23 protein-coding genes are annotated in these 25,496 nt (G+C 69.7%); 13 read left to right on the top strand and 10 right to left on the bottom strand.

The window, feature by feature from the left end; translation table 11 throughout:
• Positions 1-15: 15 nt before the first annotated feature.
• Positions 16-285, top strand: a complete 270-nt coding sequence (locus VNJ48_RS01235) for a hypothetical protein (RefSeq protein WP_325598283.1) — start codon at positions 16-18, stop codon at positions 283-285.
• A gap of 38 nt (positions 286-323) precedes the next feature.
• Positions 324-1,979 (top strand): phospho-sugar mutase, encoded by a 1,656-nt coding sequence (locus VNJ48_RS01230; protein ID WP_325598282.1) that lies wholly within the window; start codon positions 324-326, stop codon positions 1,977-1,979.
• A gap of 12 nt (positions 1,980-1,991) precedes the next feature.
• On the opposite strand, the gene VNJ48_RS01225 is transcribed toward VNJ48_RS01230, so the two are convergent.
• Entirely contained in the window at positions 1,992-2,591 is a 600-nt protein-coding gene (locus VNJ48_RS01225; RefSeq protein WP_325598280.1) for a hypothetical protein, read from the bottom strand.
• Positions 2,592-2,622: 31 nt separating this feature from the next.
• On the opposite strand from VNJ48_RS01225, the gene deoC reads away from it, so the two are divergent.
• From deoC to VNJ48_RS01210, 3 genes are read left to right on the top strand one after another with little or no spacing between them, the layout of a single operon-like run.
• Positions 2,623-3,609, top strand: a complete 987-nt coding sequence (gene deoC / locus VNJ48_RS01220; RefSeq protein ID WP_325598278.1) for a deoxyribose-phosphate aldolase — start codon at positions 2,623-2,625, stop codon at positions 3,607-3,609.
• Positions 3,610-3,621: 12 nt separating this feature from the next.
• Positions 3,622-5,085 carry an aldehyde dehydrogenase family protein gene (locus VNJ48_RS01215; RefSeq protein ID WP_325598276.1) on the top strand — a complete coding sequence of 488 codons (1,464 nt, stop codon included), beginning with the start codon at positions 3,622-3,624 and terminating at the stop codon, positions 5,083-5,085.
• The gene (locus VNJ48_RS01210; RefSeq protein WP_325598274.1) at positions 5,085-5,948 is read left to right on the top strand and encodes an aldehyde dehydrogenase family protein; all 864 of its coding nucleotides are present in this window, start codon (positions 5,085-5,087) and stop codon (positions 5,946-5,948) included. Before VNJ48_RS01215 ends, VNJ48_RS01210 begins: the two co-directional genes overlap by 1 nt.
• A gap of 47 nt (positions 5,949-5,995) precedes the next feature.
• Here the strand turns inward: VNJ48_RS01210 and VNJ48_RS01205 are convergent, their stop codons facing one another.
• Positions 5,996-7,690, bottom strand: coding sequence for a substrate-binding domain-containing protein (locus VNJ48_RS01205; protein WP_325598273.1), 1,695 nt, complete (start codon positions 7,688-7,690; stop codon positions 5,996-5,998).
• Positions 7,691-7,837: 147 nt separating this feature from the next.
• On the opposite strand from VNJ48_RS01205, the gene VNJ48_RS01200 reads away from it, so the two are divergent.
• Together VNJ48_RS01200 and VNJ48_RS01195 are read left to right on the top strand one after the other, a co-directional pair.
• Positions 7,838-8,449 carry an ATP-binding protein gene (locus tag VNJ48_RS01200; RefSeq protein WP_325598271.1) on the top strand — a complete coding sequence of 204 codons (612 nt, stop codon included), beginning with the start codon at positions 7,838-7,840 and terminating at the stop codon, positions 8,447-8,449.
• A complete protein-coding gene (locus VNJ48_RS01195) occupies positions 8,446-9,030 on the top strand; it encodes a hypothetical protein (protein WP_325598269.1) in 585 nt (194 codons plus the stop codon). Before VNJ48_RS01200 ends, VNJ48_RS01195 begins: the two co-directional genes overlap by 4 nt.
• Here the strand turns inward: VNJ48_RS01195 and VNJ48_RS01190 are convergent.
• Positions 8,993-10,072 carry an adenosine deaminase gene (locus tag VNJ48_RS01190; RefSeq protein WP_325598267.1) on the bottom strand — a complete coding sequence of 360 codons (1,080 nt, stop codon included), beginning with the start codon at positions 10,070-10,072 and terminating at the stop codon, positions 8,993-8,995. The two genes, VNJ48_RS01195 and VNJ48_RS01190, sit on opposite strands and share 38 nt — an antisense overlap.
• 18 nt (positions 10,073-10,090) lie before the next feature.
• Here VNJ48_RS01190 and VNJ48_RS01185 point away from each other — a divergent pair, with 18 nt between their 5' ends.
• Positions 10,091-10,543, top strand: a complete 453-nt coding sequence (locus VNJ48_RS01185; protein ID WP_325598265.1) for a MaoC family dehydratase — start codon at positions 10,091-10,093, stop codon at positions 10,541-10,543.
• A 27-nt stretch (positions 10,544-10,570) separates the two neighbouring features.
• Here VNJ48_RS01185 and VNJ48_RS01180 read toward each other — a convergent pair whose 3' ends face one another.
• Together VNJ48_RS01180 and VNJ48_RS01175 are read right to left on the bottom strand one after the other, a co-directional pair.
• The gene (locus tag VNJ48_RS01180; RefSeq protein ID WP_325598263.1) at positions 10,571-11,851 is read right to left on the bottom strand and encodes a thymidine phosphorylase; all 1,281 of its coding nucleotides are present in this window, start codon (positions 11,849-11,851) and stop codon (positions 10,571-10,573) included.
• Positions 11,852-12,244: a cytidine deaminase gene (locus VNJ48_RS01175; protein ID WP_325598261.1), complete on the bottom strand. Its 393-nt coding sequence runs from the start codon at positions 12,242-12,244 to the stop codon at positions 11,852-11,854. It lies immediately after the preceding gene.
• A 141-nt stretch (positions 12,245-12,385) separates the two neighbouring features.
• Here VNJ48_RS01175 and VNJ48_RS01170 point away from each other — a divergent pair, with 141 nt between their 5' ends.
• The 4 genes from VNJ48_RS01170 to VNJ48_RS01155 all read left to right on the top strand — a co-directional run bounded on the left by VNJ48_RS01170 (position 12,386) and on the right by VNJ48_RS01155 (position 17,673).
• The gene (locus VNJ48_RS01170) at positions 12,386-13,510 is read left to right on the top strand and encodes a BMP family ABC transporter substrate-binding protein (protein ID WP_325598259.1); all 1,125 of its coding nucleotides are present in this window, start codon (positions 12,386-12,388) and stop codon (positions 13,508-13,510) included.
• Positions 13,511-13,619: 109 nt separating this feature from the next.
• Positions 13,620-15,134 (top strand): ABC transporter ATP-binding protein, encoded by a 1,515-nt coding sequence (locus tag VNJ48_RS01165; RefSeq protein ID WP_325598257.1) that lies wholly within the window; start codon positions 13,620-13,622, stop codon positions 15,132-15,134.
• A complete protein-coding gene (locus VNJ48_RS01160; protein ID WP_325598255.1) occupies positions 15,131-16,384 on the top strand; it encodes an ABC transporter permease in 1,254 nt (417 codons plus the stop codon). Before VNJ48_RS01165 ends, VNJ48_RS01160 begins: the two co-directional genes overlap by 4 nt.
• Positions 16,381-17,673 (top strand): ABC transporter permease, encoded by a 1,293-nt coding sequence (locus tag VNJ48_RS01155; protein WP_325598253.1) that lies wholly within the window; start codon positions 16,381-16,383, stop codon positions 17,671-17,673. Before VNJ48_RS01160 ends, VNJ48_RS01155 begins: the two co-directional genes overlap by 4 nt.
• A gap of 37 nt (positions 17,674-17,710) precedes the next feature.
• Here VNJ48_RS01155 and VNJ48_RS01150 read toward each other — a convergent pair whose 3' ends face one another.
• The 4 genes from VNJ48_RS01150 to VNJ48_RS01135 form a co-directional block, all read right to left on the bottom strand.
• Complete coding sequence (locus tag VNJ48_RS01150; protein WP_325598251.1) at positions 17,711-18,910, bottom strand: amidohydrolase; 1,200 nt, start codon at positions 18,908-18,910, stop codon at positions 17,711-17,713.
• 194 nt (positions 18,911-19,104) lie between these two features.
• Entirely contained in the window at positions 19,105-20,103 is a 999-nt protein-coding gene (meaB, locus tag VNJ48_RS01145) for a methylmalonyl Co-A mutase-associated GTPase MeaB (RefSeq protein ID WP_325598249.1), read from the bottom strand.
• Positions 20,093-22,252, bottom strand: a complete 2,160-nt coding sequence (gene scpA / locus VNJ48_RS01140) for a methylmalonyl-CoA mutase (RefSeq protein WP_325598247.1) — start codon at positions 22,250-22,252, stop codon at positions 20,093-20,095. Before scpA ends, meaB begins: the two co-directional genes overlap by 11 nt.
• The gene (locus tag VNJ48_RS01135; RefSeq protein ID WP_325598245.1) at positions 22,249-24,030 is read right to left on the bottom strand and encodes a methylmalonyl-CoA mutase family protein; all 1,782 of its coding nucleotides are present in this window, start codon (positions 24,028-24,030) and stop codon (positions 22,249-22,251) included. Before VNJ48_RS01135 ends, scpA begins: the two co-directional genes overlap by 4 nt.
• Before the next feature lie 136 nt (positions 24,031-24,166).
• On the opposite strand from VNJ48_RS01135, the gene VNJ48_RS01130 reads away from it, so the two are divergent.
• Positions 24,167-24,871, top strand: a complete 705-nt coding sequence (locus VNJ48_RS01130) for a DUF4328 domain-containing protein (protein WP_325598243.1) — start codon at positions 24,167-24,169, stop codon at positions 24,869-24,871.
• A 93-nt stretch (positions 24,872-24,964) separates the two neighbouring features.
• Here VNJ48_RS01130 and VNJ48_RS01125 read toward each other — a convergent pair whose 3' ends face one another.
• A complete protein-coding gene (locus VNJ48_RS01125) occupies positions 24,965-25,474 on the bottom strand; it encodes an AMIN-like domain-containing (lipo)protein (RefSeq protein ID WP_325598241.1) in 510 nt (169 codons plus the stop codon).
• Positions 25,475-25,496: the final 22 nt, after the last annotated feature.

The following is a 25,496-nucleotide window of genomic DNA, read 5'->3' as shown; positions in this document are numbered from 1 at the left end:
ACCGAGGGGAACCCGATGTCCGAGGACCAGCAGGAGCCTGACGCAGAGCAGACGGCGACACACTCCGGGGATGCCGGGCTCCCGGACCCCGACGACGTGCCGCCGGAGACCGTCGAGCAGCTCGAAGCCGAGCGCGAGGAGCGCCTGGACCCCGAGAACCGTCCGGACAACGCGGAGATCGACAACACGGACCGGACCTTCGACTCGGGCTCGGGCCGCTTCACCGATGACCCCGACCACGACCCGGAGGACCAGCCGTACGCGGAAGGCGACCGTGAGGCCTGAGCGCACCGGCAGCCGCACCCGACCGATAGCGTCGGCCCATGACTCACGACAGCACCCCCCCCGATCTGCTGACCCGCGCCCGCGCCTGGGCCGCGGAGGATCCGGACCCGCAGACGAAGGCCGAGCTGGAGCAGGTGATCGCAGACGTCGAGTCGGGTGGCGACGCCACTGACCTGGCGCACCGGTTCGCCGGCACCCTCGAGTTCGGGACGGCTGGCCTGCGCGGCGCGCTGGGCGCGGGACCCAACCGGATGAACCGGGTCGTCGTGACGCGCGCTGCGGCCGGCCTGGCGGCATACCTCCTGGACACCGGGCACCGCGGTGGCAGCGTGGTGATTGGCTTCGACGCTCGCCACAACAGCGACGCCTTCGCGCGCGACACCGCCGAAGTGATGACCGGTGCCGGCCTCAAGGCGCTGGTGCTGCCCAGGCCGCTGCCCACGCCGCTGCTCGCCTTCGCGATCCGCGAGCTCGGGTGCGCGGCAGGCGTGATGGTGACAGCCAGCCACAACCCGCCCCAGGACAACGGCTACAAGGTCTACCTCGGGGACGGCAGCCAGATCGTGTCGCCCGCCGACCGGGAGATCGCGGCCCGGATCGACGCCGTCGGTGCGCTCGCCGAGGTGCCGCGAGGCAACGCCGGGACCGTGGTACGCGAGGAGATCGTCGACAACTATCTCGACACCGTGGCCGACCTCGCGACCGACGGTCCGCGCGACCTCACGATCGTCTACACGCCCCTGCACGGCGTGGGCGGCACGTCAGTGATCCAGGTCCTCGAGACGGCCGGCTTCGACGCGCCCCACGTCGTCAGCCAGCAGGAGCACCCCGACCCGGACTTCCCGACGGTCGCGTTCCCCAATCCCGAGGAGCCCGGTGCGATGGACCTCGCCATGGCGCTCGCCGCACAGAAGTCCGCCGACATCGTCGTGGCCAACGACCCGGACGCGGACCGCTGCGCCGTCGCCGTCCCAGGCGCCCACGGCTGGCGCATGCTCAGCGGGGACGAGGTGGGTGCGCTGCTCGGTCACCACCTGCTGAGCAGCGGCCGCACCGGCACCTACGCCAACTCGATCGTGTCCTCCAGCCTGCTGGGCAAGATGGCGGCGGCCGCCGGGCAGCCCCACGAGGAGACCCTGACCGGCTTCAAGTGGATCAGCCGTGCCTCCGGACTCGCCTTCGGCTACGAGGAGGCGCTGGGCTACTGCGTGGACCCCGATCACGTGAAGGACAAGGACGGCGTCTCCGCGCTGCTGCTCGTGTGCGAGATCGCGGCCCGCGTCAAGTCGGAGGGCCGCACCCTCGACGACCTCCTCGACGACATCGCTGCCGAGCACGGGCTGCACGCCACCGACCAGCTCTCCGTCCGCTTCGACGACCTGAGCGCCATCCCGGCCACCATGCAGCGCCTCAGGGAGACCCCGCCGGCCAGCCTGGGCGGTCTCGCGGTCGAGCGGATCGACGACCTGTCCGAGGGCAGCGCCAGCCTGCCACCCACCGACGGGCTGCGCTTCGCGCTGGCCGGTGGCGCTCGGGTGATCGTCCGGCCGAGCGGCACCGAGCCCAAGGTGAAGTGCTACCTCGAAGTCGTCATCCGGGTCGACCCGGAGGACGGGGTCGGCGCCGCCCGTATCGCGGCAGCCGGTCGCCTCGACGCCATCAAGGGTGACCTCAGGATCGCCGCAGGGCTCTGACCTGACGCAGGCTCAGAGCAGGAATGACGCCACCAGCGCCAGCACCGACGCCCCGATCAGGATGATCGGCAGCCAGGCCGGCTGTCGGCGTACGCCTGCCGCCAGGGCCAGCTGTTCGTCGGACAGCAGCGAGATCCCGGCCGCCGCGCGGGCCCGCTCCATCCGGTCGCGGACCTCCTTCTCGACGTAGTCCACGTAGTCGATCTCGGTGATCGGCTGGTCGGTGTCCTTCCGGGTCGCGGGCTTGTCCCCCACCATCGTCTTGCGCCACGTCCGGCCCAACGCGGTCGACACGTAGCGCTTGTCCCCGGCGCGCACGGCCAACACCTGGCGTACGGCGAGTGCCTCGATGGCCACCAGGGGCAGGCGGACGGTCTCCACGACGTTGCGCATCACGAGGTCCTCGGACGTGACCGAGAGGCGTGGCCAGAGCATCGTCGCCCAGCCCAGCACCCCGACCAGGACCGCTCCGGCCACCACCTGCGCCGGCATTCCCCCAGGGTCGGCGACGGCGATCATCACCACCACCAGGGCGCCGATCACGGCAAGACTCCCCATGATCAGTCCGCTGGTCGGGCGGAAGCGCAGTTCGTCGTCCTGGTCGTGCGGCATCGTGCTCCTCAGTGTTTTTCAGCCCTGACCGATGCAACCCTATGCTGGGTCGGTGACGACAACTTCTGCCTCGACGGGGAGTGCAGGGGACTTCGACGACATCACCTCGTCCGAGTCCTCGCTGCGCCGATTCCTCCATGGGCTGCCCGGTGTCGACCAGGTCGGGGCGGAAGCCCGGGCGGCGGGCCTCGGCACTCGCTCGATCAAGACCACGGCCAAGAGCTTCGCCATCGACCTCGCCATCCGGATGGTCGACCTGACCACCCTCGAGGGCCAGGACACCCCGGGCAAGGTCAGGGCGCTCGCCTCCAAGGCCATGCGGCCCGACCCTGCCGACCCGACCTGTCCGATGGCCGCCGCCGTGTGTGTCTACCCCGACATGGTCGCGACCGCGAAGCAGACGCTGGGAAGCTCCGGCGTCAAGGTGGCCGCCGTGGCCACCGCGTTCCCCAGCGGCCGGGCGGCCCTCGACATCAAGCTGGCCGACACCCGTGATGCGGTCGAGGCTGGTGCCGACGAGATCGACATGGTCATCGACCGTGGCGCCTTCCTCTCCGGCCGCTACCTCCAGGTCTTCGACGAGATCGTCGCCGTCCGCGAGGCGTGCGGCGACGCGCATCTCAAGGTGATCTTCGAGACCGGCGAGCTGCAGACCTACGACAACGTCCGTCGCGCCTCGTGGCTGGCGATGATGGCCGGCGGCCACTTCATCAAGACTTCGACCGGCAAGGTGCAGCCCGCTGCCACGCTGCCCGTCACGCTGATCATGCTCGAGGCCGTGCGCGACTTCCGCGACCAGACCGGCCAGATGATCGGGGTCAAGCCCGCTGGCGGCATCCGGACCTCCAAGGACGCCATCAAGTACCTCGTCATGGTCAACGAGATCGCCGGCCCCGACTGGCTCGACCCCGACTGGTTCCGGTTCGGCGCGTCGACGCTGCTCAACGACCTGCTCATGCAGCGCACCAAGATGACGACCGGCCGCTACTCCGGCCCCGACTACTTCACCCTGGACTGAGGCGACACACACATGGTCAAGGTTCCCGAGCGGGCCACCCCGTTCTTCGAGTACGCCCCGGCCCCCGAGTCTCGGGCCATCGTCGACATCAAGGCGTCCTACGGCCTGTTCATCGACGGTGAGTTCGTCGACGGGCACGGCGCCAGCTTCAAGACGATCAACCCCGCCACCGAAGAGGTCCTCGCCGAGGTCGCCGAGGCCGACGAGGCTGACATCGACCTCGCCGTCCGGGCCGCGCGGCGCGCCCACACCCGGGTGTGGGGCCGGATGCCTGGCAGCGAGCGAGCCAAGTACCTCTTCCGCATCGCCCGGATCATCCAGGAGCGGGGTCGCGAGCTCGCGGTCCTGGAGTCCATCGACAACGGCAAGCCCATCAAGGAGTCGCGCGACATCGACATCCCCGTCGTCGCGGCGCACTTCTTCTACTACGCGGGCTGGGCCGACAAGCTGTCGTATGCCGGTCTCGGCACGGACCCGAAGCCGCTGGGGGTCGCTGGCCAGATCATTCCGTGGAACTTCCCCCTGCTCATGCTCGCGTGGAAGATCGCACCCGCGCTCGCCGCCGGCAACACGGTCGTCCTCAAGCCGGCCGAGACCACCCCGCTCACCGCCCTGCTCTTCGCCGAGATCTGCCAGCAGGCTGACCTGCCGCCGGGGGTCGTCAACATCGTCACGGGCGCCGGCGCCACGGGCCGGGCGATCGTCGCTCACCCTGACGTCGACAAGATCGCCTTCACCGGCTCGACCGATGTCGGCAAGGCCATCGCTCGCGCGGTCGCCGGCACGAAGAAGAAGGTCACCCTCGAGCTCGGAGGCAAGGCCGCCAACATCGTCTTCGACGACGCGCCGATCGACCAGGCGATCGAGGGCATCGTCAACGGGATCTTCTTCAACCAGGGTCACGTCTGCTGTGCCGGGTCGCGCCTGCTCGTGCAGGAGTCGGTCGCCGACGAGGTCCTCGAGCGGCTGAAGCGCCGGATGTCCACGCTGCGCGTGGGTGACCCGCTCGACAAGAACACCGACGTCGGTGCCATCAACTCCGCCGAGCAGCTGGCGAAGATCCGTGAGCTCTCCGACGTCGGCGAGCAGGAGGGCGGCGAGCGGTGGTCGCCGGCGTGCGACCTGCCGGAGAACGGCTTCTGGTTCCCGCCCACCCTCTTCACCGGCGTGACCCAGGCCCACCGCATCGCGCGCGAGGAGATCTTCGGCCCGGTCCTGTCCGTCATCACGTTCCGCACCCCCGCGGAGGCCGTGGAGAAGGCCAACAACACCCCATTCGGGTTGTCGGCCGGCGTGTGGACCGACAAGGGCTCTCGCATCCTGTGGATGGCCAACCAGCTCCGCGCCGGCGTGGTGTGGGCCAACACGTTCAACAAGTTCGACCCGACCGCACCGTTCGGTGGCTACAAGGAGTCGGGCTACGGCCGCGAGGGCGGGCTCCCCGGCCTCGCTGCGTACCTGAAGGGAACCGGCTGATGGCTCGCCTCGACGTCAAGAAGACCTACAAGCTCTACATCGGCGGCGCGTTCCCGCGCTCGGAGTCCGGACGCACCTCGGTGGTCAACGACGCCCAGGGCAACCTGCTGGCCAACGCCGCCAAGGCGAGCCGCAAGGACGCCCGCGACGCGGTGATCGCAGCCCGCAAGGCCTTCGGCGGCTGGTCCTCCGCGACCGCCTACAACCGTGGTCAGGTGCTGTATCGCATCGCCGAGGTGCTCGAGGGGCGACGTGACCAGTTCGTCGCCGAGCTCCGCGCCACCGAGGGGATGACCGCCGCCAAGGCCAACACCTATGTGGACGCCGCGATCGACCGGCTCGTCTGGTACGCCGGCTGGGCGGACAAGATCACCCAGGTCGTCAGCACCGCCAACCCCGTTGCCGGGCCCTTCTTCAACCTCTCCTCCCCCGAGCCGACCGGCGTCGTTGCAGTCGTGGCCCCGAGCGGTCCGCTGCTCGGACTGGTGAGCGTCGTCGCGCCCGTCATCGCGACGGGCAACACCTGCGTCGTGATCGCCAGCGAGGCCCACCCACTGACCGCGATCACGCTCGGCGAGGTGATGGCGACCTCCGACCTTCCGGGCGGCGTCGTCAACATGCTGACCGGCTCGGTCGCGGAGATCGCTCCGTGGCTCGCGTCCCACATGGACGTCAACGGGATCGACCTGACCGGGGTCGCCGATCCCGAGCTGGCGGCCTCGCTCGAGATGGCGTCGGCTGACAACCTCAAGCGCGTACGCCGCGCACCCGAGGTCGCAGTCGACTGGCTGGCCACGCCCGGCATCGACCGGATGACCGACTGGCTGGAGACCAAGACGGTCTGGCACCCGATCGGGGTGTGACCCCGACCCCGCCGTCCGAGGACGGCGGGGTCACACAGGGACTGGGATCAGTCGCGCGAGAGCAGGGTGGAGGCCAGGACGGTCAGCATGTCGTCGGCCTTGAGGACCTGGTAGGCCCCGCTCCCGCTCCCCTCGGGCGCCGCGGCGATCTCCTCCAGGGCGGCGAGGTCGGCCTCGTCAGCGATACCGATCAGGATGATCTTCACCGGCTTCTCCGGGTCGTACAGCTGGCGCAGCTCGCGTTTGAGCTCGTTGAGCGAGATGCCCTCGGGGTCGTCGTTGGGACCGTCGGAGAAGACCACCAGCGAGTTCTCGTAGTACTCGTTGTAGAGCCGGTTGGTCTCCTGGTATGCGGCGAGGATCGAGTCGTAGAGACCGGACCCACCACCCGTCTGGGACGGCAGCTCGTCGGCCCTCTTGCGGACCAGCTCGACGTGGATGCCCTGACCCTTGCCCAGCGGCGCGTCGAGGCGGCTCAGCGGGGCCAGCTCACGCCAGTCCTGCCCGTTGGACTCCTGGTTGGTGGAGAAGGAACGCAGGCCCAGGCGGACCGCATCGGGGAAGATGTCGAGGGCCGTGAGCGAGGCGTCCACTGCCAGCTGGATCCGGGTGGTGTCGCCGAAGGCGGTGCCCATCGAGTCAGACGTCTCGACCAGGGCGAGGATGCTGGACGGCACGATCAAGCTGTTCCAGCTCTTCATCACCGAGTCGACCTGTGCCTTGTCGACAGGCGGCAGCTGCTCCTCGTCGCTGATGCCCTCACCGTCGGGCAGCGGCGCGCCGTCGGGGGCGCGCAGCTTCTCCGCCGCGATGGCCGCGAGGCCCGCATCGGTGGTGAACCACTCAGCGAGGCGTGCTCCGGTCCGGCCCGCGACATCCAGGGATCCGGAGTTGACGGCCATTCCACTGCCACCCGCAGAGGGCTGGATGAGGGGATAGCTCAGCAGGCCGACGCCGGTGTCGGGTGCGACCCACTCCAGGGCGGAGTTACCGCGTTCGGCGACCAGGAAGTCCTGCTCGGTGACCGGGAGCAGCTTGTCGTTCCCGGCCTCGAGGTTGTCGATGTTGAGCTTGCCGACCTTCTCGGACGCCACGTCGTCACCGAACGCTTGGGCGACTGGCACGAGCTCGCCCTGAGCAGCAGCGACGTCACCCTCGACGAACGGGCTGAGCAGTGCCAGGGCGGAGGCTCCGCTGGCCTTGGGGTCCGACATCACCAGGCGCGGGGAGGCCAGCGCCTCCAGCCAGGAAGCGGGCGGATCATCGGCTCGACCACTCGCGAAAGCGACCGGGGTGGTGGCCAACGAGGCCACCAGGACCTTGCCGGTGCGACCGGCATCGGTGAGCACGCTCTGCCAGGCCGGCGAGTCGGGGACCCACAGGTCGGGGAGCACGTCCTCGTCGCCCTCGTCCAGCTCCTCCTGCTCGGCCGACACGTCGGCGACAGTCTTGGTGATCACCTGGAGCTCGATGCACTGCCCATTGTCTGGGAGTGCCTCGACGGCGTCGTCGACGAGGTCGGTCATGGCCGGGGCCACCGCCACCGTGACGAGGGTGACCTTGCAGTCGGCGTCGACCGCAGCCGTGTCGTCATCGCCGGATCCCAGCAGGGCGACCCAGGCGGCCGCTGCGAGCAGCGCCAGCACGAGGCCGGCGATCGCGAGACGATACGGCCTGGAAGTCGACGTGGCAGACTCGCGGTCGACCGTGTCGGACGTGTGGGTGTTGTGAGCGCCGAACATGCAGGGTGCCTCTCAGAGCTGAGATGAGGATGTGCGCTGACGATAGGTCCTCCCCAGAGCCCCGGTAGGTGGAATGCACAAAGTCCCTGCCCCCTAGGACGCAGGTCACATCCGGGCGCGGCGGAGCCACCCGTCACAATGTGTCCCGTGCGCGCACACGTGATCGTCCTTGCCGGTCCCAGCGGAGCCGGCAAGTCACGTCTGGCCGAGCGGCTCGGACTACCGGTCCTGAGGCTCGACGACTTCTACAAGCAGGGCGACGACCCGACCCTGCCGAGGATCACGCACGGCGCCAACGCCGGGCTGGTCGACTGGGACCACACGGACTCGTGGAACCGGGCGGATGCCCTTGATGCCATCGCCGAGCTGTGCTGCTCTGGCCACACCGACGTCCCGGTGTATGACATCTCCAGCAGCAGGACCACCGGCACCCAGGCCCTCGGGCTCGGAGAAGGCACGGCGTTCGTCGCCGAGGGGATCTTCGCCCAGGACATCATCGAGGAGTGCCGTGAGCGCGACTTCCTGGCGCAGGCGGTCTGCGTGACGCAGCACCCGCTGTTGACGTTCGTACGGCGCCTGCGCCGGGACCTCGCTGAACGGCGCAAGCCGCCGCTCGTCCTGGTCCGGCGGGGCTGGAACCTGATGCGGGCCCAGCGACGGATCGTCGACGCAGCGCGTGCGGTCGGTTGCCGGGTGCTGACGGCCGATCAGGCTCACGCAGAGCTGAGCCGACGCTTCGCGCGAGGGTCTGCGGAGTGAGCATCAGCGAGACCGGACGCCTGGTGCTGGGACGCCAGTTCCAGCAACCGGATCGGCGCTCCTGCGGCGCGGCCGTCGCGGTGATCGCCGAGGCCATGCGCAACGACCGCTACGCCCGCCGACTGCTCGCGGGCGGCGACGAGGAGTTCGGTGCCGAGGTCATCGGCATGCACCGGCGGATCACCGGGCTCATCGACGTGTCCGGCCACGTGCAGGCACCGTGGCCGCGGGCGGTCGGCACTCCTCCGTGGGCACTGGCCCGGCAGCTGGGCCGCGGGACGCGACAGCATCATGTGGTGCCCGCCAGGCTTCGCCCCGGGGTGGCCTGGGCCGCGATGAACACCGGTCTGGCCCGCGGCCTCGTCGTCCCCGCCTACGTCGGCGATCGTTGGGCGCCCCGGCATGTCGTGCTGGCTCTCGAGCAGGGCGAGGACGCCGTACGCGTGTATGAACCGTCGTCGGGACGAGTCGCCCAGGTCACCCGGGAAGAGTGGATCGAGGGTCGTCTCCGCCTGGCCAGCTGGCAGCAGCCCTGGCTGGTCCTCAGCGTGCGTCGATCAGCGCGGCATAACCAGGCTTGACGACGTCGTTGATGATTGCGAGTCGTTCGTCGAAGGGGAGGAACGACGACTTCATCGCGTTGATCGTGAACCACTGCAGGTCCTCGAACGAGTAGCCGAACGCCTCCACCAGCCCGAACATCTCGTCGGTCATGGAGGTCTGGCTCATCAACCGGTTGTCGGTGTTGACCGTGACCCGGAACCGCAGCCGCGTGAGCAGCCCGATCGGGTGCTCGGCGATCGACTGGGCCGCCCCGGTCTGGACGTTGGACCGGGGGCACATCTCCAGCGGGATGCGCCTGTCCCGCACGTATGCCGCCAGGCGACCGAGCTCGACCGAGCCGTCGTCGGCGACCAAGATGTCGTCGACGATGCGCACGCCGTGCCCCAGCCGCGCGGCGCCGCACCACTGGATCGCCTCCCAGATCGAGGGCAGGCCGAACGCCTCGCCCGCGTGGATGGTGAAGTGAGAGTTCTCCCGGCGGAGGTACTCGAAGGCATCGAGGTGGCGGGTGGGCGGGAACCCCGCCTCGGCGCCGGCGATGTCGAAGCCTGCGACACCACGATCGCGCCACGCGACTGCCAGCTCCGCGATCTCCATCGAACGCGCCTGGTGGCGCATGGCGGTGAGCAGCTGCCGGACGACGATACGGCCGCCCGCGGCGGCCACGCCCTCGTCGATGCCCTCCTTGACGGCTGCCACCACCTCGTCCAGCGTCAGCCCCTGCTCGACGTGCTGCTCGGGGGCGTAGCGGACCTCGGCATAGACGACTCCGTCCGCTGCCAGGTCCTCCACGCACTCGCGCGCGACCCGAGTGATCGCCGCCCCGGTCTGCATCACGGCAACGGTGTGGTCGAAGGTCTCCAGGTATCGCACCAGTGACCCCGAGTCCGCCGATTCCACGAACCACTTGCCAAGACCGGCCGCGTCGTCGACGGGCAGGGTGTGCCCGCACTCGGAGGCCAGGTCGATGATGGTCTGCGGCCTGAGGCCTCCGTCGAGGTGATCGTGCAGAAGGACCTTGGGGGCGCGACGGACGTCGTCGATCGAAGGGGTGCTCATGGCCCTATCCTTCCAGCCATGCGCACATTCACCACGCTCGACGAGGTGGCCGGCTCCGCCAACACCGACATGGGCACCACCGACTGGCTGGTCGTCGACCAGGAGCGGATCAACCTCTTCGCGGACGCCACGGGCGATCACCAGTGGATCCACGTGGACGAGCAGCGCGCCCAGGAGGGTCCCTTCGGGACCACGATCGCGCACGGCTTCCTGACCGTCAGCCTGCTGCCCTACTTCAACGTGCAGTCCTTCCAGCTCGAGACGCCGGGAGCTCGACTCAACTACGGACTGAACAAGGTGCGGTTCCCGCACCCGGTCCCGGTCGGGTCGCGGCTGCGCTCGCACGTGTCCTTCGGAGACGTCACGGACCTCCCCGCCGGCAAGCAGCTGATCATCAAGCACACGCTGGAGATCGAGGGCGTCGAGAAGCCCGCCTGCGTGGCTGAGCTCGTGGTCCTGCTGCTTCCCTGACGGACCTCACCTCGAGGTCGGGGCGGCTCAGCCGATCCGGTCGATGATCAGGTCCTGGGCCGTGAACGGGCCCTCGCCGATGTCGAAGCCGCCCTCGAGCGACGCCAGGGCGCGGTCGAACCGCTCGGGTTCGTCGGTCAGCAACGTGAAGAGTGGCTCACCCTGCGTGACCACGTCGCCGGGCTGCGCGTGCCACACGACTCCGGCACCGGCCTGGACCGGGTCCTCCTTGCGAGCACGACCAGCCCCCAGGCGCCAGGCCGCGAGCCCGACAGCCATCGCGTCCAGCCGCGTCAGCGTGCCGGTGCTCGGCACCGTGACGACGTGCGACTCGCGCGCAACGGGGAGCGCCGCCTCGGGGTCTCCCCCCTGAGCGCTGATCATCGCGCGCCATACGTCCATGGCCGAGCCGTCCGCGAGCTTGTCGGCCGGGTCGACGTCGGTGACACCGGCGCCGGCGAGCATCTCGCGAGCGAGGGCCAGGGTCAGCTCGACCACGTCGGCGGGCCCGCCCCCCTGCAGCACCTCGAGGGATTCGACGACCTCGATCGCGTTTCCTGCCGTCAGCCCCAGCGGGGTGTTCATGTCGGTCAGCAGCGCGACCGTGTTGACGCCGGCGTGCGTGCCGAGCTCGACCATCGTCTGGGCCAGCTCGCGCGCCGCGTCGACGTCCTTCATGAAGGCCCCAGTGCCGACCTTCACGTCGAGCACGAGTGCGCCGGTCCCCTCGGCGATCTTCTTGGACATGATCGACGACGCGATGAGCGGAATCGCCTCGACGGTGCCCGTCACGTCCCGCAGGGCGTAAAGCTTCTTGTCGGCGGGCGCGAGCCCGTCGCCGGCTGCGCAGATGACTGCCCCGACCGACTCGAGCTGGTCGAACATCTCCTCGTTGGAGATCGTGGCACGCCAGCCGGGGATCGACTCGAGCTTGTCGAGCGTCCCGCCGGTGTGGCCCAGGCCTCGACCCGAGAGCTGGGGTACGGCGACTCCGCACGCCGCGACCAACGGAGCCAGCGGCAACGTGATCTTGTCACCCACACCACCCGTGGAGTGCTTGTCCGCCGTGGGCCTGGACAGGGCGGAGAAGTCCATGCGCTCCCCGGAGGCGATCATGGCCGCGGTCCAGCGGGCGATCTCGCGCGGCACCATCCCGTTGAGCAGGATGGACATGGCCAACGACGACATCTGCTCGTCGGCGACGTCACCGCGCGTGTAGGCGGCGATCACCCAGTCGATCTGGCTGTCGCTCAGCTCGCCCTTGTCGCGCTTGGCGGTGATCACCTCGACGGCGTCGTGGGGAGCCATTCACACGTCCTTCAGGTTGTCGGGTCCGAATGCGAGGGGCAGCATCTCGGCCATGGTCCGGACGCCCTCAGGCGTCTCGATCAGGAGCTCGGCTCCGCCGTGCTCCCAGAGGAGCTGTCGGCAGCGACCGCACGGCATGATCACGTGGCCGTCACCGTCGACGCACACGAAGTGGGTGAGCCGACCGCCCCCGGTGGCATGCAGCGCGGACACCAGCCCGCACTCGGCGCACAGTGTTGCGCCGTATGCCGCATTCTCCACGTTGCAGCCCACCAGGAGCCGTCCGTCGTCCGCCAGCGCAGCAGCACCGACGGGGAAGCGGGAGTAGGGGGCGTACGCGTGTCGCATCGCGATGACCGCTTCGGCGCGCAGTTCTGTCCAGTTCATCGTCATCAATCATGGCGCATCGGGTGCTCGGCAGGTCACAGACGGGTACGTATTGGCGTGTATGTCTTCCCCACCGGGTGCCGCAGGGGCATCATTCACTCCGATACCTGGCCCCACCCTGGGGACGGTTCGAGTATGGAGGCATCTGTGAGGAACACGAGAAGGGTCGTCGCTGGCGGCATCATGGCGCTCATGGCGACCGCGTCGCTGGCTGCATGTGGCGACGCCCCCGAAGAAGAAGAGCCCAGCGGGAGCGGTAGCGAGAGCAGCGAGAGCAGCGAGCCGACGGAAGAAGCGAGTGACTTCCTGCCCTGCATCGTCTCCGACGCGGGAGGCTTCGACGACAAGTCGTTCAACCAGCTGGGCTTCGAGGGCGCCACCCGCGCCGCCGAAGAGCTGGGCACTGAGCTGAAGGCGGTCGAGTCCAACAGCGAGAACGACTACGCGCCCAACCTGGAGAGCCTCGTGGCCGAGGGCTGCAACGTCATCGTCACGGTCGGCTTCGCCCTGTCAGCGGCCACCGTCGAGTCGGCCACGGCCAACCCCGACATCAACTACGTCCTCATCGACGACGCCGCGGACAACGACTTCGACGGCACCAAGGACGCCGACAACGTCAAGCCGCTGCTCTACAACACGGCCGAGGCCGCGTTCCTCGCTGGCTATGCCGCAGCCGACTTCACCAAGACCGGCGTCGTCGGCACGTACGGCGGCATGGAGTTCCCGACCGTCACGATCTTCATGGACGGCTTCAAGCAGGGCGCCGACTACTACGCCGAGACCAAGGGCAAGGACGTCAAGGTCGTCGGTTGGGACGGCAAGACCGGTTCCTTCACCGGTGGCTTCGAGGCCAACGAGGCAGCGACCAGCACGGCTCGCCGCATCCTTGACCAGGACGCCGATGTCATCCTCCCGGTGGGTGGCCCGATCTACCAGGGTGCTCTCACCGCGATCGAAGACTCCGGCGCGGACGCGGTCATGCTCGGTGTGGACGCAGACGTCTACGAGACCGACCCGAACACCCAGGACGTCATCCTGACGTCGATCCTCAAGGGCATGGAGGTCTCCACCTACGAGGCCGTCATGGCCGCAGGTGAGGACAGCTTCGACACCGAGGCCTACGTCGGCACGCTCGAGAACGAGGGCGTGGGCATCGCCCCGTTCCACAACTTCGAGGGCGAGATCTCCGAGACCCTTGCGGCCGAGCTGGAAGAGGTCAAGGCGGGCATCATCGACGGCTCCATCGAGGTCACGTCCTACTTGGCTGAGTGACGCTCAGTCGCAAGCACTAGTCGCAGTACTAGTCGCGAGGGAGGCTGACCCGTAGGGTCAGCCTCCCTCTGCACGTCCGTGGCCGCCCTGATGCATAGGATGCCGACCCATGAAGCTCGTCCTTCGAAACATCACCAAGCGATTCGGGTCGCTGGTCGCCAACGACGACATCTCGCTCGAGGTGTTGCCCGGTGAGGTGCACTGCCTGCTCGGTGAGAACGGCGCCGGCAAGTCCACGCTGATGAATGTGCTCTACGGGCTCTACCAGGCCGACGAGGGCGAGATCCTGCTGGACGACGTCGTCCAGCGCTTCTCGGGGCCCGGCGACGCCATGGCCGCCGGCATCGGCATGGTGCACCAGCACTTCATGCTGATCCCCGTCTTCACCGTCACCGAGAACGTCATGCTGGGTAACGAGTCCACCGGCTTCGCCGGCACCCTCGACGCAGGCGCGGCTCGCGAGCGCGTGCGCGAGATCTCGGCCCGGTTCGGGTTCCACGTCGACCCCGACGCGATCGTCGAGGAGCTGCCCGTCGGCGTACAGCAGCGGGTCGAGATCATCAAGGCACTCTCCCGTGACGCCGAGATCCTGGTCTTCGACGAGCCGACCGCGGTCCTCACGCCCCAGGAGACCGACGAGCTGATGGACATCATGCGCCAGCTCAAAGAGGCCGGGAAGGCCATCGTCTTCATCACCCACAAGCTCCGTGAGGTGCGTGCCGTCGCCGATCGCATCACGGTGATCCGCCGCGGTGCAGTCGTGGGCGAGGCCCAACCCACCGCCACCAACGCCGAGCTGGCGGCGCTCATGGTCGGGCGACCGGTCGAGCTGACCGTGCACAAGGACGCCCCGCAGCTCGGCGACGAGGCGCTGGTGGTCAAGGACCTCCGCGTGGTCGACGCGCTCGGCCACGTCCACCTCGACAGCATCAGCTTCGACATTCGCGCCGGCGAGGTGCTCGCGGTCGCCGGGGTCCAGGGCAACGGGCAGACCGAGCTCACGGAGGCGCTCGTCGGCCTCCAGGACCACGTCAAGGGCTCGATCAAGCTCGACGGGAAGGAGCTGGTCGGCAAGTCCGTCCGGCGCATCCTCGACTCCGGTGTCGGCTTCATCCCGGAGGACCGTCAGGCAGACGGTCTGGTCGGCGGCTTCTCCATCGCCGAGAACCTCATGCTCAACCGGAGCTTCCGCTCGCCCTTCGTCAAGCGTGGCACGCTCCGCGGAGACGCCCTCGACGCCTTCGCGCGCGAGAAGCTCCAGGAGTACGACGTCCGCGCCCCCGACATCCACACCCACGCAGGCAAGCTCTCCGGCGGCAACCAGCAGAAGGTGGTCGTCGCCCGTGAGCTCTCGCGCGACCTGCGCCTGCTCGTGGCCGCGCAGCCCACGCGCGGCGTCGACGTCGGCTCGATCGAGTTCATCCACAAGCAGGTCATCGCCACGCGTGACCGGGGGATCCCGGTGCTGGTGGTGTCCACGGAGCTGGACGAGGTCGTGGCCCTGGCTGACCGGATCATGGTGCTCTACCGCGGGCAGGTCGTGGGCATCGTGCCCGGCGACACTCCCCGCGAGACCCTCGGACTGATGATGACCGGCGAGCGCCCGAAGGATGTGGTCGCGTGAGCGGCACCGAGACCCCACCCCCCGCACCGCACACGGACAAGCCGACGCCCGAGGGCGAGAAGACCTCCGGCGCGCGACCCGTGGGCCCGAGCCGATCCCAGTCGGTGCTTCGCGAGATCGCCTCCGGCAACGCCTTGGCCGGCTTCCTGGCCGTCCTCCTGGCCGTGCTCGTGGGCTCGGTGATGATCGCGCTGACCGACGAGGAGGTCCGCGCCTCAGCGGGCTATGTCTTCGCGCGGCCCGGCGACTTCTTCCAGGCCAGCTGGGACGCGATCTGGGGCGCCTACACCGCTCTCTTCCGCGGTGCCATCTACAACGACCGGGTCGACGACTTCGCCACCCAGATCCGCCCGCTCACCGAGACCTTGAAGTTCGCCGGACCGCTGATCGCGGCCGGTCTGGGTGTTGGGCTGGCCTTCCGTGCCGGCATGTTCAACATCGGCGGGCGCGGCCAGATGCTCCTCGCCGGGGCTGCCGCAGGTTGGGTCTCCTTCACCTTCGACCTGCCGATGATCGTGCACCTCCCGCTCGCCATCCTCGCCGCCATGCTGGCGGGGGCCCTGTGGGCCGGGCTCGCTGGTCTGCTCAAGGCTCGCACGGGGGCGCACGAGGTGATCGTGACGATCATGCTCAACTACGTCGGCTACTACCTGGTGTTCTACGCGCTCAGCACCCCAGGACTGCTCCAGGCACCCAAGTCATCCAACCCGAAGTCGGCACCTGCCAAGGAGTCGGCGATCCTGCCGGACGTCCTCGGTGAGCGGTTCAACCTCCACCTCGGCTTCGTGCTGGCCCTCGTGGCCGTCGCGGCGGTGTGGTGGCTCCTCAACCGCTCGACTCTCGGCTACCGCATCCGGGCCGTCGGCGAGAACCCCTCCGCCGCCCGGGCCTCGGGCATCGACGTGGGTCGCACCTACGTCGTGGTGATGCTGATCGCCGGCGCACTCGTCGGCCTCGCCGGTGCCAACCAGGTCCTCGGGACGGTGACCAGCGGCGTCACGACCGACCTCGACGCCGGCATCGGCTTCGACGCCATCACCGTCGCCCTCCTGGGCCGGTCCCGGCCCCTGGGCATCCTGGGCGCCGGCCTGCTCTTCGGCGCCTTCAAGGCGGGCGGCTTCTCGATGCAGGCCTCCGAGGGCATCCCGGTCGACATCGTTCTCGTGGTGCAGTCCCTCATCGTCCTCTTCATCGCCGCACCACCCCTGGTGCGCGCGATCTTCCGGCTCCCTGCCAAGGAGGCGAAGTGAGCACCACCGCCGGCCTGTCCCCCGCCCCCCGCACCGGGGGGCCGGTGGTCGCCACCGTGACAGTCGTCAGCCGCAAGACGCTGATCATCTTCGCCGTGCTCACCGTGGGCCTGGCTCTCATCCTCGCGCGATCCGCAGAGACGGGCGAGACGACCTTCCGTCTCGCCGCCGACACCGACTTCGTCTCCCTGCCGGAGCTGACCGTCCCCTCCCTGCGCACCGCCTGGCTCCTGGCTGCGGTCTGCGCCCTGCTGACCGCAGAGTCGCTGCGCCGCTACCTCGCCAAGCGCTCCACCCCCGCTTGGGCGGTCATAGCCTTCGCGGTCGCCTGGATGGCCGCCTTCTTGACCTGGGCCGCCGCTGGCGGCTCGGTGCCGGTCGTGGGACTGCTGGCGGGGTCACTGGCCCTCGCCGTACCCCTCGTCTTCGGCGCCCTCGGCGGCGTCCTCGGCGAGCGAGCCGGTGTCGTCAACATCGCCATCGACGGTCAGCTCCTCCTCGGCGCGTTCGCGGCTGCGATCGTGGGCTCTGCCACCGGTTCCCCCTGGGCGGGACTGGCCGCGGCCATGCTGGCCGGAGCTCTCGTGGCGCTCGTGCTGGGCGTCTTCGCCATCACCTACCTCGTCGACCAGGTGATCGTCGGCGTGGTGCTCAACGTCCTCGTCATCGGCCTGACGAGCTTCCTGTTCAGCCAGGTCCTGGCGCCCAACGCCGCGACCCTCAACTCGCCCCCGCGCTTCCCGCGGGTGCCGATCCCGCTGCTGGGCGAGATCCCGCTCATCGGGCCGATCTTCTTCCGCCAGACCATGATCGTCTACCTGCTCTACATCGCGGTCGCGCTCGTGACGTTCGCGCTCTACCGCACCCGGTGGGGCCTGCGCGTCCGCGCCGTCGGTGAGCACCCCAAGGCTGCCGACACGGTCGGCATCAAGGTCAACCTCACTCGCTACCGCACCATCGTGCTGGCCGGCGCCATCGCCGGGATGGGTGGCGCGTTCTTCACCCTGGTCTCGGTGCCGCAGTTCAACCGCGAGATGACGGGCGGCGCAGGCTACATCGCGTTGGCCGCCGTGATCTTCGGCAAGTGGGACCCGGTCCGCGCGACCCTCGCGGCGCTGCTCTTCGGCTTCGCCTCCAACCTCCAGGGCGTCCTGGCGGTCCTGGGGTCGCCGGTGCCCAGCCAGTTCATGCTGATGCTGCCCTACGTCATCACGATCTTCGCGGTGGCCGGACTGGTCGGCCGGTCACGACCGCCAGCGGCAGACGGGATCCCCTACCAGAAGGAGTAGGCCGCCGGCCGTCCTCTGCCCCGCGGGTCAGCAGGCGTCAGGCCGTGAGGGAGGCGACCGCTGCTTCGGCCAGCACGCGCGCGGCGATCCCGGTGGAGCGCTCGTCGATGCGCAGGTTGCCCTGGTGCAGGTCAAAGGTCGGCCCACCCGGTGTCCGGGTGCCGAGCCGGGCCATCGAGCCCGGGATGCGGTCGAGGTACCAGCCGAAGTCCTCACCGCCCAGGCTCTGGCTGGTCGAGACGTGCCCGTGGACGCCGAGCACGCGCTCGATCGCTCCGGCGAGGATCGCTGTGGCGTCGACGTCGTTGACGACCGGCGGCACTCCACGCTGGTAGGTCACCTCGGCAGAGACGCCGTACGGCGCAACGATCTGCCCGACGAGGGTCCGCACGAGGTGCTCGGCGTCGGCCCAGGCGACTGCGTCGAGCATCCGCACGGTGCCGGAGAGCTGACCGCGCCCGGGGATCACATTGGGGGCCGAACCCGCCTGCACCATGCCCCACACGACGCTGACGCCGGCCCGGGGGTCGAGGCGGCGACTCAGGATCGCAGGCAGCTCGGTGATCAGCTTGCCGAGCGCGAAGGTGAGGTCCTCGGTCAGGTGGGGACGGCTGGTGTGCCCGCCCTTGCCCCCGACCCGCACGAACAGCGAGTCCGCGGCCCCGGTGAGCGGCCCCTCCCGCAGGCCGAGGCGGCCGACGTCCAGGCTGGGGTCGCAGTGCAGGCCGAAGACGTGGTGCACGTCGTCCAGCGCGCCCGCCTGGATGAGGTGCAGGGCGCCGCCGGGCATGATCTCCTCGGCCGGCTGGAACAGCAGGCGGACGCGTCCGGGCAGCAGCCCACGTGCATTGACCTCGTCGAGCGCCAGTGCGGCGCCCACGAGACCGGCGGTGTGCACGTCGTGGCCGCAGGCGTGGGCGACACCGGGCACGGTGCTGGTCCAAGGGTCCTTGGTGAGGTCTTCGACCGGGAGCGCGTCGAGGTCGGCGCGGAGCGCGACACGCCGCTCACCCGTGCCGAGCTCGGCGATGATGCCCCCACCGACGACAGCCTTGAGGTGCCAGTCGGTGTCTGCCAACGCCTCGAGCACCTTCTGGGTCGTCCGCGACTCGCCCCACGCCAGCTCGGGGTGCGCGTGGATGTCGCGGCGGAAGTCGATCAGGTGGTCGGCATACTTCTCCACGACGCCAGCGATGACGCCGCTCGGTTCGTCGGCTGTTGAGGGGGTGTCGGGCATGATCCCCCCAGCCTAGTTGAGCGGTTGTGACGACAGGGGGATACCAGCATGTTGGAGTGGGAACAGGCCCGTAGCGGTGTCACAGCCACCTTCCCCGGCTCGACAATGTGGCTCACGAACCTTCGCCGGGCGGGTTGCGGCGACCACCCGGTGGAGCGGTCGCACAGCCACACTTCACGGCCCGGGAATGTGGGTCACTCACCGCCAGGAGACGAGTCGTAGGCCGCCAAGATGCGGTCGGCTGCCATCGGCGCCGCCAGCTCACCGGTCAGCACCGCGGCCCGGACGTCGTCGCGGATCGCGGCCACGCCGGGTGAGCGACGCAGCCGCTGGTCGAGCTCGTCGCGGACCAGCGCCCAGGTGAAGTCGAGCTGTTGTCCTGCGCGCTTCCGGGCCAGCCCGGACTCCCCCAGGTGCTCGCGGTGGGCCAGCACCCGGGCCCACACCTCGTCGACACCGACGTCGCGGAGCGCCGAGCAGGTGACGACCGGGGGCGCCCACTCCCCGCGACCGCGGACGAGGCGCAACGCCCCTGCCAGGTCGCGGGCGGCCACCCGCGCCTCCTGCTCCCCCTCGGCGTGACCGCCGGCGTCGTCCGCCTTGTTCAGCGCAATGACGTCGGCGATCTCGAGGATCCCCTTCTTGATGCCCTGCAGCTGGTCGCCGGTCCGGGCCAGGGTGAGGAAGCAGAAGGTGTCGACCATGCCGGCCACAGTGACCTCCGACTGACCGACGCCCACCGTCTCGACCAGCACGACGTCGTAGCCGGCCGCCTCCAGCACCAGCATCGCCTGCGTGGTGGCTCGAGCGACGCCACCCAGGGTGCCGGCGGACGGTGAGGGCCGGATGAAGGCGTGTGGGTCGACCGACAGGCGCGCCATCCGGGTCTTGTCGCCGAGCACGGACCCGCCGGTGCGGACCGAGGACGGATCCACGGCGAGGACCCCCACCCGGTGGCCCCCAGCCGTCAGCCGGGAGCCGAGCGCCTCGATGAAGGTGGACTTCCCGACCCCTGGGACTCCGGAGATGCCCACCCGGACCGACGACTGCGCCCCCGCCAGCGCCGCCAGCAGCTCGCGGGCCGCCACGCGGTGCTCGGGCCTGGACGACTCGACGAGCGTGATGGCACGGGAGACGGCTGCTCGCTGGCCGGCGCGGATGCCCTCGACGAGGGAGGGGACGTCAGGCGTCACGGAGCCGCGCCAGCAGGTCGAGCGCCGAGTCGGCGATCACCGTGCCGGGCAGGAACACCGCGGCCGCTCCCATCTCCTTGAGCGTGGGCACGTCGTCGGGCGGGATGACCCCGCCGATGACGACCATGATGTCGGCGCGACCCTGGTCGGCGAGCGCCTGCTTCAGGGCAGGCAGCAAGGTCAGGTGACCGGCCGCGAGCGAGGAGACGCCGACGATGTGGACGTCGGCGTCGATCGCCTGCTGCGCGACCTCCTCGGGCGTGGAGAAGAGCGGACCGACGTCGACGTCGAAGCCGAGGTCGGCGAACGCGGTCACCACGACCTTCTGTCCGCGGTCGTGACCGTCCTGGCCCATCTTGGCGACCAGGATGCGGGGACGGCGGCCCTCGGCGGCCTCGAACTCGTCGGTGGCGGCAAGCACCTCGGCGACCTTGCCGCCGGCGCCGCTCTCGGCCTCGTCGCGATACACGCCGCTGATCGTACGGATCACGGCCTGGTGACGGCCGTAGACCTTCTCGAGCGCGTCCGAGATCTCGCCCACCGTGGCCTTGGCCCGGGCGGCGTCCACCGCGAGCGCCAGCAGGTTGCCCTCGAGCGACCCGCCTCCGACTGCCCCGGCCTCGGCCGACCTGGTGAGGGCGTCGAGCGTGCGGCGTACGTCGTCATCGTTGCGCTCGGCGCGCAGCCGCTCCAGCTTGGCGACCTGCTGCTTGTAGACGTCGTCGTTGTCGACCCGGAGCACGTCGAGCTTGTCCTCCACTGGCAGACGGAAGGTGTTGACGCCGATCACCTTCTGCGAGCCGGCGTCGATGCGCGCCTGGGTCCGGGCCGCCGCCTCCTCGATGCGCATCTTGGGGATGCCCTGCTCGATGGCCTTGGCCATGCCGCCGGCCTGCTCGGCCTCCAGGATGTGCGCCCACGCGCGTTCGGCGAGGTCGTGGGTGAGCCGCTCGACGTAGTAGGAGCCGGCCCACGGGTCGATGATCTCGGTGGTCCGCGACTCCTGCTGGAGCAGCAGCTGGGTGTTGCGGGCGATGCGGGCCGAGAAGTCGGTCGGCAACGCGATCGCCTCGTCCAGCGCGTTGGTGTGCAGGGACTGGGTGTGGCCCTGGGTCGCGGCCATCGCCTCGATGCACGTGCGGCCGACGTTGTTGAAGACGTCCTGCGCGGTCAGCGACCACCCGGAGGTCTGCGAATGGGTGCGCAGGGAGAGTGACTTGGGGTTCTGCGGGTTGAAGTCACGCACCAGCCGGGCCCAGAGAGCGCGCGCCGCTCGCAGCTTGGCGACCTCCATGTAGAAGTTCATGCCGATGGCCCAGAAGAAGCTCAGTCGGGGCGCGAACTGGTCGATGGTCATGCCGGTGTCGAGACCGGCGCGGATGTATTCGACGCCGTCGGCCAGGGTGTACGCCAGCTCGAGGTCAGCCGTCGCCCCTGCCTCCTGGATGTGGTAGCCGGAGATCGAGATGGAGTTGAAGCGCGGCATCTTCTGCGAGGTGAAGGCGAAGATGTCGCTGATGATCCGCATGCTGGGAAGGGGCGGGTAGATGTAGGTGTTGCGGACCATGAACTCCTTGAGGATGTCGTTCTGGATCGTCCCCGCGAGCTGTTCCGGCTTCACCCCCTGCTCCTCGGCCGCCGCGATGTAGAGGGCCAACACGGGCAGGACCGCACCGTTCATCGTCATCGAGACCGACATCTCGTCGAGCGGGATGCCGTCGAAGAGCGTCCGGGTGTCGTAGATCGAGTCGATCGCCACGCCGGCCATGCCGACGTCACCGCGCACGCGAGGGTGGTCGGAGTCGTAGCCGCGGTGGGTCGCGAGGTCGAAGGCGACGCTCAGACCCTTCTGACCGGCCGCGAGGTTGCGCCGGTAGAACGCGTTGGACTCCTCGGCGGTCGAGAACCCGGCGTACTGGCGGATCGTCCACGGCTGGGTGGTGTACATCGTGGGGTAGGGGCCACGCAGGAACGGCGCCAGGCCCGGCCACGTGTCGAGCGCGTCGAGCCCCTCGAGGTGCTCGGGGCCGTAGACGGGAAGGATGTCGATGCCCTCGGGACTCCCCCACGGCTCGCCGGCCGGAGCGGTGGCCGACGTCGTCGCGCCACCCGCCAGCGGCAGGTCGGCAAAGCTCTCCGGGATGCTCATGCCAGCTTCTCCCTCGTCCTGGTCAGGAACGCCAGTGCGTCGACACCGACGGCACAGCTGTCGTCGACCCCGTCGATCGGCTTCCCGGCGATGATCACGTGCGTGGCTCCCGCCTCGCGCAGCGCGGTGACGAGGTCGGTGCCCCAGTCGGCGTACGCCTTGTCGGTGCCGGCCAGGCAAACAACACTGCAGGCGACGCCCTGTGACGTGTACGCCGCAAGCACGGACTCGACCCCGTCGGCCGGACCAGCAGCCTCGACGGCGACGCCGCCGGCGGCGAACAGGTTGGTGGCGAACGTGGCCCGGGCGGTGTGGGCGGCCACCGACCCCATGGTCGCGAGGAACACCGGGGCGGCCGCGGGTTCGTCGCGCAGCGCCTCGAAGGCGGCTCCGTAGCGGCGCACGTCCGCTCCGACCGGAGACGGCTGGCGCACCGGGAGCGACTCACCGAGGTGGGGGAACTCGCTCACCCCGGTCAGCGGCCGCGTGCGGTGTGCCACCTGGTCGTCCCGGACCGCGGCGACCTCGGCGATCCTGCCGGCCAGACCGACGTCGGCGGCCAGCCCGCCGGCCGCCTCGATCTGCTGGAACGCGGCCCAGCCAGCAGCAGCCAGGTCGTCGGTCAGCTTCTCGACGGCATAGGAACCGCCGGCCGGGTCAGCGACGCGGGCGACGTGCGACTCGGAGATGAGGAGGGACGAGGTGTTGCGCGCGATACGGCGACCCAGTGCGTCGGGCAGGCCCAGCGGCTCGTCGAACGGGATCACCGTCACGGCCTCGGCGCCCCCGACGCCGGCTGCGAAGGCGGCAACCGTGCCGCGCAGGATGTTGACCCAGGGGTCGTACTTGCTCATCTGGGCACGAGACGTCACCGCGTGCTGACGAACGGTGAGGTCACCGACCCCGCTCAGCTCGAGCACGCGTGTCCAGAGCCGTCGCGCGGCGCGGAGCTTGGCGATCGAGGGGAACTGCTCGTCGGTGACGGCCAGGCGGAACTCGATGACCGCCGCTGCCTCGTCGGGCGTGAAGCCGGCCCCGGTCAGCACCCGCAGAGCCGTGACGCCTCCCGCGATCGCCACCGCGAGCTCCTGGGCGTCGCTCGCGCCCTGCTCGTGCACGGCCAGGCCGGACGCGACGACGCCAAGCACGCCGTGTGCGCGCGCCAGGTGTGCCACCTCGGCGATGTCGTCGGCGAGTGGGTCGACGCCGAAGTTGGTGCCGGGGTGCAGGTCGACGCCGGTGTCGTCGGCCAGAGCGACGAGGGCGGACGCTGCAGCGGCCGAGGATCCGGAGAGGACGACGGGGGCCAGGTCCAGCAGCACGCCCTTCAAGGCACGCGGCAGGTCCTCGACGCCCAGACCGGCGCCCAGTTCGACCCACAGCGACGTTGCGCCGTTGTCGAGGTCCAGCAGCACGGCCTCGTTGGCCTGGGCTGCGTCGGGCCCGCTGACATGGGTGCGGATGTCCCAGTCGCCAGCACGGGTGGGCCGGCCGGAGGTCGCGACGCCTTCGAGGTCGCCCGGGACGCCGATGGGGGCCACCTCGATCCCGTCGAGGGTCGTGCGCGCCAGCTTGGCCCACACGGCCGAGTCCGGGTCGTCGTCACCCAGCCTGCGGGCCTTGCGCAACACCCCAGCGGTGGCGGCCTCCCACTGGGCGGCGTCGTAGTCGTCACCGGGCGAGGACAACCGGAGCGAGCCCTGGGCGGGCTCCAGGTCCTCGGGCTCGGCGAGGCCACCTTCGAGGTCGGCCTCGAGATCGGCAGGGACGTCTGTCATGGTGGGCAGGATAGGCCCGGCGGGCGCGACGGCAACCCCGGTGGACCTATGGCGTACGTCTCACGTGGCCCCCGCGGGTCCGCTAGCCTCCGGGCGTCGTCTGTCACGAGGTCGGGCGCGCACAACGGGGGATGTCGTGACTCAGCCTTACCCGAACCAGGTCTGGATCCCCCCGGTGAGCACGCGCCCGCCGTTGGGTACGGACTTCTTCCGGCTCGCCCGGGTCGTCCAGGGCCTGTTGGTCGCCACGGCCCTGATGCACGTGGCCATGATCATCGCCGACTGGTACTACCTGGACCTCGCCCAACGCCTCATCGACACTCCTCGCAGGGTCCCGTTCGAGGATCTCCAGCGCTTCGACACGGTGACCCTGTGGACGTTGGTCGTCTACCTGACCCTGTTGCTGCTGACCGGCATCACCTTCATCTGCTGGCTCTTCCAGGCACACCGGAGCGACCGGACGGACCCGGTCGCACTTCAGCACGAGTCCTATTGGGCCGTCATCGGCTGGTTCATCCCGATCATGGGACTGTTTCGCCCCTACCAGATGGTCGACGACGTCCGACGGGGCGCCGACCGGTTCGGCGTCACCCCGGTCGCCCAGCCCTACTGGTGGGCCGCCTTCCTCCTCGGAGCGTTCATGGAGCAGGTCTCCGGGTGGCTCTGGCCCGCCGGCGACGAGCCCGGCCTCAGGGCCTTCGGCGAGAAGCTCCAGTCCGCGGCGTGGGCCGAGCTCAGCTCAAATGTGGTCAACATCGTGGCTGCCGTCCTGGCAATCCTCGTCGTCCGTGACCTCACGGCCACGCTGCGGAACGCGCCGCCGGGAGGGCGCGTCGACTGAGCAAGGCACGAAGGCCCGAGTGCGCCGGTCCGAGGCGGGAGACAAGTGCTGGATCCAAGGCGCCAGGTGAGGACGATCCAGCACCGTGGCGCCTCAGCGGTGCCGGAAGTCGATGACCATCCGGCTCGGGTCGGCCAGGTGGAAGACGCGGTATGCCGCACGGTGCCGCAGCGCGAAGAAGAAGGTCGTCTGCCCCGCGTGATACCCGGCGAGTGCGAGCGCCTTGACCGACTCGTAGCGAGGGCGAACCAGTCGAGGGCCGTGAAAGATGCGGTCACCCTGGAGGTTGTAGCTGGCAGCCATCAGGCCGATCCAAAGGCCCGAGCGACCCGCGATGGGGATGGGGTCGCCAGTGCCGTCGTAGGTGAACCGGCGGACGTAGCCGGTGCGGTAGTCCGGCATCGGGCCACGCAGCTCGATCACGACCCTGTCGTAGCCCTCGTGTCGGGCGTGGCGGAGGTCCGTGACCCAGACCGGATGGTTGTCCTGGTACGACACCCGGACGCCGGTGTCGAGCCAGTCCGGCGGCGCAGCAGAGCTGGGCGGCGCCTGCAGCAAGGCGGCGAGCAACGCCACGACCACCGTCAGGATCCTGGACCTCATGGACGTCTCCTCGCCTCGCCGG

The organism is Nocardioides sp., assembly GCF_035576065.1.
Taxonomy (GTDB): Bacteria; Actinomycetota; Actinomycetes; order Propionibacteriales; family Nocardioidaceae; genus Nocardioides.
This window is presented reverse-complemented; position numbering and strand designations above follow the sequence as displayed.

Bases quoted from the DNA above. Each gene is read 5' to 3' on its own strand.
- VNJ48_RS01225 (WP_325598280.1), bottom strand. From the start codon at position 2,591: ATGCCGCACGACCAGGACGACGAACTGCGCTTCCGCCCGACCAGCGGA.
- VNJ48_RS01125 (WP_325598241.1), bottom strand. From the start codon at position 25,474: ATGAGGTCCAGGATCCTGACGGTGGTCGTGGCGTTGCTCGCCGCCTTG.
- VNJ48_RS01235 (WP_325598283.1), top strand. From the start codon at position 16: ATGTCCGAGGACCAGCAGGAGCCTGACGCAGAGCAGACGGCGACACAC.
- VNJ48_RS01165 (WP_325598257.1), top strand. From the start codon at position 13,620: ATGAAGCTCGTCCTTCGAAACATCACCAAGCGATTCGGGTCGCTGGTC.
- VNJ48_RS01150 (WP_325598251.1), bottom strand. From the start codon at position 18,910: ATGCCCGACACCCCCTCAACAGCCGACGAACCGAGCGGCGTCATCGCT.
- VNJ48_RS01190 (WP_325598267.1), bottom strand. From the start codon at position 10,072: ATGAGCACCCCTTCGATCGACGACGTCCGTCGCGCCCCCAAGGTCCTT.
- VNJ48_RS01210 (WP_325598274.1), top strand. From the start codon at position 5,085: ATGGCTCGCCTCGACGTCAAGAAGACCTACAAGCTCTACATCGGCGGC.
- VNJ48_RS01215 (WP_325598276.1), top strand. From the start codon at position 3,622: ATGGTCAAGGTTCCCGAGCGGGCCACCCCGTTCTTCGAGTACGCCCCG.
- VNJ48_RS01135 (WP_325598245.1), bottom strand. From the start codon at position 24,030: ATGACAGACGTCCCTGCCGATCTCGAGGCCGACCTCGAAGGTGGCCTC.
- deoC (WP_325598278.1), top strand. From the start codon at position 2,623: ATGCAACCCTATGCTGGGTCGGTGACGACAACTTCTGCCTCGACGGGG.
- VNJ48_RS01175 (WP_325598261.1), bottom strand. From the start codon at position 12,244: ATGACGATGAACTGGACAGAACTGCGCGCCGAAGCGGTCATCGCGATG.
- VNJ48_RS01180 (WP_325598263.1), bottom strand. From the start codon at position 11,851: ATGGCTCCCCACGACGCCGTCGAGGTGATCACCGCCAAGCGCGACAAG.
- VNJ48_RS01230 (WP_325598282.1), top strand. From the start codon at position 324: ATGACTCACGACAGCACCCCCCCCGATCTGCTGACCCGCGCCCGCGCC.
- VNJ48_RS01185 (WP_325598265.1), top strand. From the start codon at position 10,091: ATGCGCACATTCACCACGCTCGACGAGGTGGCCGGCTCCGCCAACACC.
- scpA (WP_325598247.1), bottom strand. From the start codon at position 22,252: ATGAGCATCCCGGAGAGCTTTGCCGACCTGCCGCTGGCGGGTGGCGCG.
- VNJ48_RS01205 (WP_325598273.1), bottom strand. From the start codon at position 7,690: ATGTTCGGCGCTCACAACACCCACACGTCCGACACGGTCGACCGCGAG.